Source organism: Pseudarthrobacter oxydans, assembly GCF_034258515.1.
GTDB lineage: Bacteria > Actinomycetota > Actinomycetes > Actinomycetales > Micrococcaceae > Arthrobacter.
On record NZ_CP139438.1, the window covers coordinates 2,771,552 to 2,783,718 of the forward strand.

Sequence of the window (12,167 nt, forward strand, 5' to 3'; positions counted from 1 at the left end):
GCGGGCGTCAGGACTTCGGCGCCTGCAGGGCCTCGACGATGGCGGGCAGCAGCGCGCGGAACGCCTTGCCCCGGTGGCTGATGGCGTTCTTTTCCTCGGCGGACAGCTCGGCACAGCTGCGGTCCTCCCCCGCGGGCTGGAGTACCGGATCGTAGCCGAAGCCGCCGTTCCCCCGCGGCTCGCGCAGCAGGATCCCTTCGAGTTGCCCGTATTCCACTACCTCGCGTCCGGGGGTGCCGTCCGCGTCCGGGACCGCGAGGGCCGCCGCGCAGACGAAGGCGGCGCCCCGATGGTGGTCCGGAACGTCCGAGAGCTGGCTGAGCAGGAGCCGGAGATTGGCGGCGTCGTCGCCATGGCTGCCGGCCCACCGGGCTGAGAAAATCCCGGGTGCTCCGCCCATGACGTCCACGGCGAGGCCGGAGTCGTCGGCGATGGCCACCAGGCCGGTGGCCTCGGCGACAGCGCGCGCCTTGAGCAGCGAATTCTCGGCGAACGTCACGCCTGTTTCGACGACGTCCGGGGCACCTGCAGCCGCTGCGTCCACCACCTGCGTGTCGACGTCGAGCCCGGGCACCTGTCCCCGCAGCAGCTCACGCAGTTCCCGGAGTTTGCCCTTGTTGTGCGTGGCGAGGACCAGGCGGGGGGCAGCACCTTGCCACGGGGCGGCGGCGGCCGCGCTCACAGCGTGTCTGCCAGGGTTTCGCGCTGGATGGCCGCGAGCTGCGTGGTGCCCAGCAGGGCAAGGTCCAGGAGCTGGTCCAGTTCTGCCCTGTCAAAGGGTGCGCCCTCAGCCGTGCCCTGCACCTCCACGAACTTGCCGGACCCGGTGACCACCACGTTCATGTCTGTTTCGGCCCGGACGTCCTCCACGTACGGCAGGTCCAGCATGGGAACGCCGTCGATGATGCCCACGGACACCGCGGCGATGGTGTCGATGAGGGGCTGGGCGTTCTTTGCGATCAGCTTGTTGTCCCGGGCGAAGCGGATGGAATCAGCGAGCGCAACGTAGGCGCCGGTGATGGCTGCCGTGCGGGTTCCGCCGTCGGCCTGGAGGACGTCGCAGTCCAGCACGATGGTGTTCTCACCGAGGGCCTTGGTGTCGATGATCGAGCGGAGCGAACGGCCGATCAGCCGTGAGATCTCGTGGGTGCGGCCGCCGATCTTGCCCTTGACCGATTCGCGGTCGGAGCGGGTGTTGGTGGCCCTCGGCAGCATGGCGTACTCGGCGGTGACCCAGCCGCGGCCCTCACCCTTGAGCCAGCGCGGGACGCCCGCGGTCAGGGAGGCGGTGCACAGGACCCGGGTGTTGCCGAACTCGATCAGGGCCGATCCTTCGGCCTGGGAAGACCATCCGCGCGTGATGCTGATGGGCCGGAGCTGGTCGGGAGCGCGGCCGTCGGCGCGCACGATGGGCACTGCAGTTGCTTCAGAAGTCATGCCTTTAGCTTATCCACTGCAGGTGCTGCCGACGCCTGGCCCTGCTTCGGGGCCTAGATGGTGTAGTGGACGCCGGCAACCGCTACCGCAACATCGCCGCCGAACACCGGCCGGGCCTCGGCCATCACGGTGGTCTGGGACGTCCATACCGGAATGTGCGTCAGCAGGAGCCGGCGTGCCCCCGCCGCCGCGGCGGCCTCCCCCGCACGCTTGCCGGTGAGGTGGACGTCCTTGATACCGTCGTCGCGGCCTTCCTCGAATGCAGCTTCGCACAGGAAGAGGTCTGCGTCCTTCGCGGCTTCCTCAAGCCCGGCGCAGGAATCGGTATCACCGGAGTACGTCAGGGTCCGGGAGACGGTGTTGCCTTCCTTGTCCGGTTCCACCACTTCCACCCGCAGGGCGTAGGCCTCCTCCACGGGGTGGTTCACGGCAAAGGGGGTCACAGTGAAGGGACCCACGGTGACCGGCTGGCGTTCGGCCCAGTTGGTGAAGTCGAATTCCTCATGCATGCCAGGGTCCAGCGGCAGCCCGTACGCGGTGGCCATCCGGTCTGCAGTGGCGGCCGGTCCCCAGACCGGAATCCGTCCCCGGCCCCAGCCGCCGGGCTTCCAGCGGACGGCCACGTGCAGGCCGCAGAGGTCCATGCAGTGGTCGGGGTGCAGGTGGGTCAGGAAGATCGCGTCGATGTCCTCGAGGTCCGTGTACCGCTGGATGGCACCCAGTGCGCCGCTGCCCAGGTCCATGACCACTTTCCAGGTCCGCTCGCCGTCGTTCGCGGTCAGGAGGTAGCAGGATGCGGGCGATCCGGGGCCGGGGAAGGAACCGGTACAGCCGACGATGGTGAGCTTCACTGGCCCGGCCCCCCGGTCACTGACGTCCCAACGAAGTTGGAGATCCGCGGACGGGCGGCGGCGCCCTGGGCGGCAGCGATCATCTCGGGGGTGATCCGGGCAAGGCTGCCGGTGGGGTACTGCGCGGACACATGGTCCACGTGCCGGACGGAGAGCACTTCCGGGCCAAGGAACCGCCTGGCCAGGGCCTCGAACTGGCCGGCATCGCCGGTGGCCACAAAGTGGTGTTCCGGGGGCGTGGCGTCCGTGCGCTGGAGACCGTGGGTGGCCAGGGCGCGGTAGACGTCCTTGGCGGTCTCTTCGGCGCTGGACACGAGGGTCACGTCCGCTCCCATGACGTAGGAGATGACCCCCGTGAGCAGCGGGTAGTGCGTGCAGCCCAGGACCACCGTGTCCACGCCTGCCGCCTTGAGGGGTGCAAGGTACTCCTCGGCAACAGCAAGAAGTGCCGGTCCGGTGGTGACGCCGGCCTCCACATAGCTGACGAACTCAGGACACGCCACCGAGGTGATCGCCAGGTCGGGAGCCGCGGCAAACGTGTCCTCGTAGGCCCGGGACCCTACCGTGGCGGAGGTGCCGATCACGCCGACCCGTCCGCTGCGGGTAGCGGCAACGGCACGCCGCACCGCCGGCTGGATGACCTCGATGACCGGGATGCCGTACTTGGCCGTGTAGCGCTCCCGGGCGTCGCGCAGGACAGCGGCCGACGCCGAGTTGCAGGCGATGGTGAGCAGCTTGACGCCGGAGTCCACGAGTTCGTCCATCACACCGAGGGCGTTTGCCCGCACCTCCGCGATGGGCAGGGGGCCATAGGGCCCGTGCGCCGTGTCCCCTACGTAGAGGATGGACTCATTGGGCAGCTGGTCGATGATGGACCGTGCCACCGTCAGGCCGCCCACGCCGGAGTCAAAGACACCGATGGGCCGTGACTCCACGGCGGCGGCAGGGATGTCGCTTGCGGCGGACCCGGCTGCAGCGCCTGCCGGCGGATCAATGCTCGAGGCTCTACTCATGATTATTCGAGGATAGGGCTTCCCTGCAGCCCCGGCGGTGATCTTGTGGCCAGCAGCTCATGTCTGGTGTGTCACAGCACGGGGACGGAGACCGGCCTGCGCCGCTCATCGGCGCGCGTCCAGGGACTGCAGCATGGCCTGGACCAGTGATTCCTGGAGCCAGGTGGCGAAGTTGTAGACCAGCGCCAGGTAGCTTTCCACGTCCTCCGCCTGGGACCAGTCCTGCATGAGGTGGACATGTTCGGCATCCTCCTCATCCTGGATGTCCAGCCGCTCGGCCAGGACAAGCCGGACGTCGTTCAGCGCCATGGACCAGTGCTTCGCCCCCTCGGGCGTCAGCACAATCTCGTCCTTGTCCAGGTCCAGGGCGGCCGCCTGCAGGGCGCCGATCTTTGTCTCCCGCAGCGACCGCTCGGTGAGCTGGCGGAACTCAAGGGACGCGCCGGCGTCGTCCTTCATGACGTTGGGAAGGAGGCGCTTAACGGCGCGGTCCGAAGGCTCGGCGACGTCCATGTCCAGGCCGATCAGGGCAGCCAGCGGATCCTGCCCCGTCCGTTCCTCCGGCTGCAGCATGGAAATGACGTCACTGATCAGGCTGCGCAGCAGGTCCCGCTCCGCAGGCTCAAGATAGCCGGTAATGCCCTTGAGTCCGTACTTGAATGCCTTAGCCACGTTTCCCCTTGCCCTGGCCCGGTCCGCCGGATTTGCGGGTGCTGCCGCCGTTCCCGCCGCTGGCCTTCTCCACCGTCGCCCACAGGCCAAAACCGTGCATCGCCACCGCGTGGCGCTCCACCTGCTCCTTGCTGCCGGAGGCAACAATGGACCGGCCCTTCTTGTGGACCTCCATCATGAGCTTGTTCGCCTTGCTCTCCGAGTAGCCGAAGTAGCTCTGGAAAACGTAGCTCACATAACTCATGAGGTTGACGGGATCGTTCCAGATCACCAGGTTCCAGGGGATGTCCGGTGCCGTCAGGGAATCGGTGGATTCCGCTGTTCCGGTCCGGGTGCCCTCCCGTGTATCGGGGCCGGGCGCAACGCTTATGGTCATCTATCCATTCTATGGGGATGATGGGCCCGGCCCCGCGGCGAAGCGGAGCGAGACGCGGGAGCCGGTGGGTGGGCCCACGCCGGCGAGGGCCCCGCGGCGAAGCGGAGCGAGACGCGGGAGCCGGTGGGTGGGCCCACGCCGGCGAGGGCCCCGCGGCGAAGCGGAGCGAGACGCGGGAGCCGGTGGGTGGGCCCACGCCGGCGAGGGCCCCGCGGCGAAGCGGAGCGAGACGCGGGAGCCGGTGGGGACTAGAGTAACTTTCGTGAGTACCTCCGCCGGCTGGGACCATCCCCGCACGTCTTTCTACACCGACCACTACGAGCTGACCATGCTGCAGGCGTCGCTCCACTCGGGGGCCGCGCACCGCAAATCGGTGTTCGAGGCGTTCGCCCGCCGCCTGCCGGACGGCCGGCGCTATGGGATCGTGGCCGGCACCGGACGGCTGCTTGAGGGCATCGCCAACTTCCGTTTCGGGGAAGCGGAGCTGGAGTTCCTGGAGCGCACCAAGGTAGTCAATGCCCAGACCCTCGAATACCTGGCCTCCTACCGTTTCTCCGGGGATATCTGGGGCTACCCGGAGGGTGAAGCGTACTTTCCCAATTCCCCCATCCTGATCGTCGAAGCCACCTTCGCCGAAGCCTGCATGCTGGAGACCTACCTGCTGTCCGTGCTGAACCACGACAGCGCCATCGCCTCTGCCGCGTCCCGCATGGTCAGTGCCGCCGGAGGCCGGCCCTGCATCGAGATGGGCTCCCGGCGCACCCACGAGGAAGCGGCCACCGCCTCCGCCAGGGCGGCCATCATTGCCGGGTTCGACAGCACCTCCAACCTCGAGGCCGGCATCCGCTACGGGATCAAGACGGTGGGCACCGCCGCCCACTCCTTCACCCTCCTGCACGACACCGAACGCGACGCGTTCGAGGCGCAGATTGCGTCCCTCGGGCACCATACGTCCCTGCTGGTGGACACGTACGACGTCGAAGCGGCCGTCCGCACGGCAGTGGACCTTGCCGGTCCCCGGCTGGGAGCGGTCCGCCTGGATTCCGGGGACCTGGTTGCGCAGGCCCAGTGGGTGCGCCGCCTCCTGGACGACCTCGGCAACGAGAACACCAAGATCGTGGTCACGTCCGACCTCGACGAGTACGCCATTGCGGCCCTGCAGTCCGCCCCGGTCGATTCCTACGGGGTGGGCACCTCGCTGGTCACCGGCTCGGGCGCACCCACCGCCAGCATGGTCTACAAACTGGTCAGCCGCACGGACGATGACGGAAACTTCGTCTCCGTCGCCAAGGCGGCCAAGAACAAGGCCAGTGTGGGCGGCCGCAAATACGCGCTGCGCAAGCTGGATGAACGCGGCATCGCCACTGCCGAAGTGGTGGGCGTGGGGCACCGGCCCGAGGATGACGGCAATGACCGCCCGCTGCTCCAGCAGTTCATGAAGAACGGCGAGGTGATGCCGGGCTGGACCGGCCATGAAGGGGTGCTTCGCGCACGCCAGCGCCATGCTGATTCCATGGCGGAACTCCCCCCGGTGGTTAACCGCCTGCAGCGCGGTGAAGCCGCCATCCCGACTCTCTATGAAGACAACTGAGGAGGACTGATGTCCCGCGCACTGATCATCGTCGACGTCCAGAACGATTTCTGTGAAGGCGGCTCGCTCGCCGTGTCCGGCGGTGCGGACGTTGCCGGCGCCATCAGCGAATACGTGGACGCCCACCACGGCGAGTTCGACCACATCGTGGCCACCCAGGACTGGCACATCGACCCGGGCGCCCACTTCTCTGACACACCGGACTTCAAGGACAGCTGGCCGCCGCACTGCGTGGCCGGGACCCGGGGCGCCGAACTCCATCCGGACCTCGACACCGAATACATCCAGGCGTACTTCCAGAAAGGCCAGTTCGCCGCTGCCTACTCCGGCTTCGAGGGCCTGCTGGCCCCTGAAGACGCAGTGCCCACCGGGGAACGCCGGCCCGGGGCCCTGCCCGGACCGGCAGGCGAGGAAAAATTCGCCCCGGACGAGGACGCTATCGGGCTGGATGACTGGCTGCAAAGCCACGACGTCGAGGACGTTGTGGTGGTGGGAATCGCCACCGACTACTGCGTCATGGCCACCGCCCTGGACGCCGTCCAGGCAGGCTACTCGGTCACCGTCCTCCGGTCCCTGACCGCGGGGATCGCGGAGGACCTGGAGGACGCGGTGGCCGAAATGGAACTCGGCGGGGTAGACGTCGCCTGAGTGTCCCTGGCGGCTTCGGCCGCTACTTCCGGCCGATGAACCAGTCCTGGAGCTTCCGCAGACGCGACTGCAGCTGCTCCTCGTTTGCCTGGGCAACGGGCGGTCCGCCGCACACCGTCCGCAGCTTGGTGTGCACCACGCCGTGGGGGGTCCCCGTGCGGGCAGACCAGGCGGCCACGTTCTTGGCCAGCTCGTTCCGGAGGTCCATCAGCATCCGGTGGTCCGGGACGGCCGGCGCCGGGGTTTCGGCCGCCGCGGGAGCCTTCCGGTTCTTGCGGTTCAGCTGCTCATGCTGGCGCTGCCGCAGCAGCGTGCCCACCTGCTCCGCGTCCAGCAGCCCGGGAATGCCCAGGAAGTCCATCTCGTCGTCGGACCCCACTTCGCCGCCCGTGCCGAACTCGCCGCCGTCGAACAGCACACGGTCAAAGGACGCCTGTGAATCCAGGGCCTCGAACTTGCCCTTGGTCAGGCTGTCCGACGCCTTGTCCTCGCGGTTGGCCTCGGCCATCAGCGAGTCCTCGGGATTGAACAGGCCGTCCCCGTCTTCCTTCTCGGGGCGGTCCAGGGCATGGTCCCGCTCCGCCTCCATGGAGTTGGCCAGGGCCATCAGCTGCGGCACCGAGGGCAGGAAGACCGACGCCGTTTCCCCGCGTTTGCGGGCACGCACGAAACGCCCCACAGCCTGGGCAAAAAACAGCGGCGTTGAAGTCGATGTGGCGTACACGCCCACGGAAAGCCGGGGCACGTCAACGCCTTCGGACACCATCCGGACCGCCACCATCCAGCGTTTCTCGCTGGCGGTGAATTCCTCGATCTTGCTCGACGCCTTCGCGTCGTCGGAAAGGATGACCGTGGGCGACTCCCCGGTGATCCTCTTGAGCTGCCCGGCGTACGCGCGCGCGTCCTCGTGGTCAGTGGCAATCACCAGGCCGCCGGCGTCGGGGACGGTCCGCCGGACCTCGCTGAGGCGCTTGTCCGCACCGGCCAGGACAGCCGGAATCCACTCGCCTGCGGGGTTTAGGGCGGTACGCCAGGCGTGTGACGTGATGTCCTTGGTCACCGCGGCCTCCCCCAGCGACGCCGCCATCTCTTCACCGGCACTGGTCCGCCAGCGCATCTGCCCCGAATAGGCCATAAACATCACCGGGCGGACAACGTGGTCCCGCAGGGCGTTGCCGTAGCCGTAGGTGTAGTCGGCCTTGGAGCGGCGGATCCCGTCCCGGTCCTCGGCATACTCGACGAACGGGATGGGCGAGGTGTCCGAGCGGAACGGCGTACCGGTCAGGGAGAGGCGCCTCACTGCGGGGTCGAACGCCTCGCGCAGGCCGTCGCCCCAGGACAGGGCCTCGCCGCCGTGGTGGATCTCGTCCAGGATCACCAGGGTGCGGGCGGCCTCGGTCTTGGCACGGTGCAGCAGCGGCTTGCTGGCCACCTGGGCATACGTGACGGCCACCCCGATGAAGCCGCGGCCGTGCTGGCCGTCGGAGTTCTTGAAGTTGGGGTCGATGGCGATTCCCACCCTGGCCGCCGCATCCGCCCACTGCCGCTTGAGGTGGTCCGTGGGCGCCACGATGGTCACCCTGTTCACGGCGCCGGAGTCGATGAGCGTGGAGGCCACCCGGAGGGCAAAGGTGGTCTTGCCGGCGCCGGGGGTTGCTACCGCGAGGAAATCACGGGGGCTGTTGCTCAGGTAGAGGTCAAGCGCTTCCTGCTGCCAGGCACGGAGTTTCGGGGCGGTTCCCCAGGCTGCGCGTTCCGGATAAGCCGGAGGCAGGGTGGGGCCGCCAAAGAGCGTCTCCGTCACTATTTGTTGTTGCCCGAGTCCCCTCCGGGACCCTTGCCGCCGTCGTTGCCCGGGCGGAGGCCGTCATAGACCTCTTTGCACATCGGGCACACCGGGAATTTCTGCGGGTCCCGGCCCGGCGTCCAGACCTTGCCGCACAGGGCGATGACGGGCTCCCCGGTCAGCGCGGACTCCATGATCTTTTCCTTGCGCACATAGTGCGAAAAGCGCTCCCGGTCCCCGGGTTCCACTTCCTGGCGCAGTTCCTCGCGCTCAATGGTGGCTGTGGACGATCCAGCCCCGGAAAGCTCGCGCATCGGGTCGTTCTCGAGAGGGTCCGTCATGCTAGTCATGCGAACCATCTTAGCCGTTCGAGCGGGGCCACGTTCGACGCCGGACGCTGCCGCCGCGCCGCCCGGAACCGGCCGCCGTCGTACTTTTCCGCCGGGCACCCTGGCTGCCGGCCCGCGGTCAGCCAGCGGCCAGCCGGTGGTCAGAGGCCCTGCCAGGCGGGCTTGTTGTCATAGGTGTGGCGGTAGAAATCCGCCAGCTTCAGCGCCGAGGCGGCGGCCTGGTCCAGCAGGACGGTGGCGTGCGGATGGAACTGGAGGATCGACGCCGGGCAGATGGCCGAGACGGGACCCTCCACGAAGTCGCGGACCGCCTGGGCCTTGCGCGCGCCCGTTGCCACCAGGATGACATGCCGCGCCTCCATGATGGTTCCGAGGCCCTGGGTGAGGACATGGTGCGGGACCTCGGCCAGGCTGTTGAAGAACCGGGCGTTGTCCCGGCGTGTCTGCTCGACGAGGCTCTTGATGCGGGTCCTGGAGGTGAAGGAGGACCCCGGTTCGTTGAACGCGATGTGGCCGTCCGTCCCCACTCCCAGGAGCTGCAGGTCGATTCCGCCGGCGGCGCTGATGGCTTCCTCGTAGGCGCGGCAGGCCGCCGGAATGTCCTCGGCTGTCCCGTCCGGTCCGTGCACGTTCTCCGGGGAGATGTTCACCCGGTTGGTGAATTCACGCCGGATGACTTCGCGGTAGGACTCGGGATGGCCGGCAGGAAGGCCCACGTATTCGTCCAGGGCAAATGCGTGCGCCCGGCTAAAGTCCAGGCCGTCCCGGTCGTGCCGGGCGGCCAGCTCATCGTAGACGGGCAGCGGGGACGAGCCCGTTGCCAGGCCCAGGACAGCACCCGGTTTGCGCCGCAGGAGTTCCTCGATGGCGTCAGCGGCGAGCTTACCGATCTGTTTGCTGCCGTTGAGGATGACTACTTCCATGCTCTTCCTTTCCGAAGTTTTTCAGCGGTTGACGGCCACTTGGGCCAAGAGCTCGGGACCGCGGGCATCCAGCCATTTTCCGCCCAGCCGCACGCCTGCCACGAACAGGCACAGGCCCAGGGCCGTCCCTGCGCCAAGGTTGATCCAGCCGAAGATCCGGTTGCCGGTGACCAGCTGGGCGGCCAGGAGCCCGGCCTCCGGCAGGACCAGGACCATCAGGAGCACCAGTCCGCCGAACTGGACCGCGAGGGTCTGCCCCACATTGCCCGGCGGTTTTTTGAACGGGCTGTCGCCCGGCAAGGGAACGGCCACGGTGTAGCGTGCGGAGACAACCGAAGACAGGCCCAGGCCGGTGAACAGGACGCCCAGGCTGAGGCCCAGCTGGCCGGGCAGGGCACCCCAGTCCCCCGTGAAGGCGGAGTACCCCAGCGCAAACACCAGCACCACCGGCAGTGCGAACGCCAGGCAGGCCAGGGCACGGCCCAGCCGGTCCGCCACGCCCCGGACGCCCGTGGCCAGGTGGAGGGCGAACGCGGTGTTGTCATAGGACACATCGGCGGAGATGGACCAGGCGAGGATGAACGCGGACATCGGGGCGAGGAAAGCCAGGCTGGTGTAATCCCCGGTCTGGCTGCCCTGGAACAGCAGCACCACGGGAAGCAACGGGATCACCACAAGCGAGCCCGAATACCGCGGGTCCCGGAACCAGTACGTGAGGCACCTGGCCATCACCGCCCCGGCCGGGACCGCGGGCAGGACCCCCACAAGTCCCAGCTTGCCGCCTTTCCTCTTCCCGCTTCCCGCATAGGGAGGAGTCACCAGCGCCCGCTCCAGCAGGACCTTCCAGGCCCACGCCAGGGCGGCAAGTGTTGCCGCGGACAGGAGCAGCTTCAGGGCTGCCGCGCCTGGCTCGCCGGCGGCGACGTCACCGGCAATGGACCATGGGGCTCCGAGCGGCGTCCAGGACAGCATCCGGGCAAAGCCGGGGAGGAATCCGGCGGACGAGGAGATGCCCTGGCCTACCCCGGCCACGATGGGTCCCATCAGGACCAGGGGCACCATGAAGGCGACGGCGCTGATGTCCTTGAAGCGCCGTGACGCTGCCAGGCTTGCCGTCGCCGTTGTGACCACCTTGGCGATGACCACGCAGGTCATCACCCCCAGCACTGCTCCGGCGAAGGCAGCGAGCGCGGGAAGGACCGCCCGGGACCACGTCACCACCGTAGCCAGGGCAACGAGGGACGTTGCGAGCCCGGGAATTCCGATCAGGCCGCCCAGGGCCAGTCCCGCCAGCATCTGGTTCATGGGGATGGCGAAGGTTGTGAAGCGCGCAGGGTCCAGCGTCATGTCCGTTGCCGACGCCACCACCGGCACGATTCCCCAGCCCACGATGGCAGCGGACCCGCCCAGCACCACGGCGGCGTAGGCGAGATCGTGCGGCGCGTTGCGCAGCAGTACCAGGACCACCACCAGCATGCCCACCAGGCCGAGCGCATACAGTCCGGCGAAGGCCATGCCCACCAGCTGCAAGGGGCTGCGGCGCAGGCCGTTGCGCAGCAGGGTGAGCTTGAGCCTCAGGAGGTGCGCAACCATTCCAGGCCCTCCGTGTGGCTGCGGCCGCCAACCAGCTGGACGAACCGGTCCTCAAGTGTTGCCCCGGCGCGCACCTCGTCCACCGTTCCCGCAGCCAGCAGCCGGCCGCCGGCCACCACTGCCACGTGGTCGCACATCCGCTGGACCAGGTCCATGACGTGGCTGGACACCATGACGGTGCCGCCGGAGGCAACATACTTGTCCAGGATCGAGCGGATGTTGGCCGCCGAGATGGGGTCCACCGCCTCGAAGGGTTCATCCAGGACCAGGAGCCGGGGCGCGTGGATCAGGGCGGAGGCCAGCGCGACCTTCTTGGTCATGCCGGCGGAGTAGTCCACCACCAGTGTGCCGGCGTCATCCTGGAGGTCCATGGCCGCGAGCAGGTCCGCAACGCGCGTGGCCACGACATCCTTGTCCATTCCCCGCAGCAGCCCGGCGTAGGTGATCAGCTGTTCCCCGGTCAGCCTGTCAAACAGCCGCACGCCGTCCGGAAGGATGCCCATTAGCCGTTTGGCTTCCAGCGGCCGCTGCCACACGTCCACGCCATGGACCACCGCTGTGCCAAAGTCCGGGCGAAGCAGGCCGGTGGCCATGGACAGCGTGGTGGTCTTGCCGGCACCGTTGGGGCCCACAATCCCGTAGAAGGAACCTGCCGGCACGTCCAGGCTGATGCCGTCCACGGCGATTTTGCCGCCGAAGCGCTTGGCCAGGCCCCTGATGGACAAGGCAGGCAGGTGTGCCGCAGGGCCGGGAAGCGCGGCCGGGTCCGGTGGCAGCGCCGGCTCGGGTTGCGGAGCAGTCATGAAGCCAGCGTAGCCCTCAGCCCACCCCTTCGGGGTCCTCCCGCAGGAGGAGTAACCAAGGCGTGGCGACGCCCCTTATCCAGCTGCGCCTTTGTGCTGCCGGCGGGCCTCCATCGAGCCGGAC

General features: G+C 68.3%; 13 protein-coding genes. 2 read left to right on the forward strand and 11 right to left on the reverse strand.

The annotated features are described in order from the left end of the window. Positions 1 to 7: 7 nt before the first annotated feature. The 6 genes from rdgB to clpS all read right to left on the reverse strand — a co-directional run bounded on the left by rdgB (position 8) and on the right by clpS (position 4,349). The gene (rdgB, locus tag SMD14_RS12495) at positions 8 to 682 is read right to left on the reverse strand and encodes an RdgB/HAM1 family non-canonical purine NTP pyrophosphatase (protein ID WP_321213838.1); all 675 of its coding nucleotides are present in this window, start codon (positions 680 to 682) and stop codon (positions 8 to 10) included. Beyond that, the gene (rph, locus tag SMD14_RS12500) at positions 679 to 1,437 is read right to left on the reverse strand and encodes a ribonuclease PH (RefSeq protein WP_157241850.1); all 759 of its coding nucleotides are present in this window, start codon (positions 1,435 to 1,437) and stop codon (positions 679 to 681) included. The genes rdgB and rph overlap by 4 nt, the downstream gene beginning before the upstream one ends. Before the next feature lie 53 nt (positions 1,438 to 1,490). Beyond that, positions 1,491 to 2,288 (reverse strand): MBL fold metallo-hydrolase, encoded by a 798-nt coding sequence (locus tag SMD14_RS12505; RefSeq protein ID WP_321213839.1) that lies wholly within the window; start codon positions 2,286 to 2,288, stop codon positions 1,491 to 1,493. Then, entirely contained in the window at positions 2,285 to 3,301 is a 1,017-nt protein-coding gene (murI, locus tag SMD14_RS12510) for a glutamate racemase (protein ID WP_321213840.1), read from the reverse strand. The genes SMD14_RS12505 and murI overlap by 4 nt, the downstream gene beginning before the upstream one ends. Before the next feature lie 105 nt (positions 3,302 to 3,406). Then, the gene (locus SMD14_RS12515; protein ID WP_321213841.1) at positions 3,407 to 3,973 is read right to left on the reverse strand and encodes a DUF2017 domain-containing protein; all 567 of its coding nucleotides are present in this window, start codon (positions 3,971 to 3,973) and stop codon (positions 3,407 to 3,409) included. Further along, entirely contained in the window at positions 3,966 to 4,349 is a 384-nt protein-coding gene (gene clpS, locus SMD14_RS12520; RefSeq protein WP_157241848.1) for an ATP-dependent Clp protease adapter ClpS, read from the reverse strand. The genes SMD14_RS12515 and clpS overlap by 8 nt, the downstream gene beginning before the upstream one ends. A 262-nt stretch (positions 4,350 to 4,611) precedes the next feature. On the opposite strand from clpS, the gene SMD14_RS12525 reads away from it, so the two are divergent. Together SMD14_RS12525 and SMD14_RS12530 are read left to right on the forward strand one after the other, a co-directional pair. Continuing rightward, positions 4,612 to 5,940: a nicotinate phosphoribosyltransferase gene (locus tag SMD14_RS12525; protein ID WP_321213842.1), complete on the forward strand. Its 1,329-nt coding sequence runs from the start codon at positions 4,612 to 4,614 to the stop codon at positions 5,938 to 5,940. Positions 5,941 to 5,949: 9 nt separating this feature from the next. Then, entirely contained in the window at positions 5,950 to 6,588 is a 639-nt protein-coding gene (locus SMD14_RS12530; protein WP_157241847.1) for an isochorismatase family protein, read from the forward strand. A gap of 22 nt (positions 6,589 to 6,610) precedes the next feature. Here the strand turns inward: SMD14_RS12530 and SMD14_RS12535 are convergent, their stop codons facing one another. From SMD14_RS12535 to SMD14_RS12555, 5 genes are all read right to left on the reverse strand, one after another. Continuing rightward, positions 6,611 to 8,392, reverse strand: a complete 1,782-nt coding sequence (locus SMD14_RS12535) for a DEAD/DEAH box helicase (protein ID WP_321213843.1) — start codon at positions 8,390 to 8,392, stop codon at positions 6,611 to 6,613. Then, on the reverse strand, positions 8,392 to 8,733 hold the full coding sequence (locus SMD14_RS12540; protein WP_139029610.1) for a DUF3039 domain-containing protein: 342 nt from the start codon (positions 8,731 to 8,733) through the stop codon (positions 8,392 to 8,394). Before SMD14_RS12540 ends, SMD14_RS12535 begins: the two co-directional genes overlap by 1 nt. Positions 8,734 to 8,864: 131 nt before the next feature. After that, positions 8,865 to 9,647, reverse strand: a complete 783-nt coding sequence (gene nagB / locus SMD14_RS12545) for a glucosamine-6-phosphate deaminase (RefSeq protein ID WP_321213844.1) — start codon at positions 9,645 to 9,647, stop codon at positions 8,865 to 8,867. A gap of 21 nt (positions 9,648 to 9,668) precedes the next feature. After that, positions 9,669 to 11,240 (reverse strand): transporter, encoded by a 1,572-nt coding sequence (locus SMD14_RS12550; RefSeq protein ID WP_321213845.1) that lies wholly within the window; start codon positions 11,238 to 11,240, stop codon positions 9,669 to 9,671. Beyond that, on the reverse strand, positions 11,222 to 12,043 hold the full coding sequence (locus tag SMD14_RS12555; RefSeq protein ID WP_157241844.1) for an ABC transporter ATP-binding protein: 822 nt from the start codon (positions 12,041 to 12,043) through the stop codon (positions 11,222 to 11,224). The genes SMD14_RS12550 and SMD14_RS12555 overlap by 19 nt, the downstream gene beginning before the upstream one ends. Positions 12,044 to 12,167 lie beyond the last annotated feature (124 nt).

Excerpts from the sequence above, each read along its gene's own strand:
- murI (WP_321213840.1), bottom strand. The coding sequence starts at position 3,301 with ATGAGTAGAGCCTCGAGCATTGATCCGCCGGCAGGCGCTGCAGCCGGG.
- clpS (WP_157241848.1), bottom strand. The coding sequence starts at position 4,349 with ATGACCATAAGCGTTGCGCCCGGCCCCGATACACGGGAGGGCACCCGG.
- rph (WP_157241850.1), bottom strand. The coding sequence starts at position 1,437 with ATGACTTCTGAAGCAACTGCAGTGCCCATCGTGCGCGCCGACGGCCGC.
- SMD14_RS12555 (WP_157241844.1), bottom strand. The coding sequence starts at position 12,043 with ATGACTGCTCCGCAACCCGAGCCGGCGCTGCCACCGGACCCGGCCGCG.
- SMD14_RS12540 (WP_139029610.1), bottom strand. The coding sequence starts at position 8,733 with ATGGTTCGCATGACTAGCATGACGGACCCTCTCGAGAACGACCCGATG.
- nagB (WP_321213844.1), bottom strand. The coding sequence starts at position 9,647 with ATGGAAGTAGTCATCCTCAACGGCAGCAAACAGATCGGTAAGCTCGCC.
- SMD14_RS12550 (WP_321213845.1), bottom strand. The coding sequence starts at position 11,240 with ATGGTTGCGCACCTCCTGAGGCTCAAGCTCACCCTGCTGCGCAACGGC.
- SMD14_RS12530 (WP_157241847.1), top strand. The coding sequence starts at position 5,950 with ATGTCCCGCGCACTGATCATCGTCGACGTCCAGAACGATTTCTGTGAA.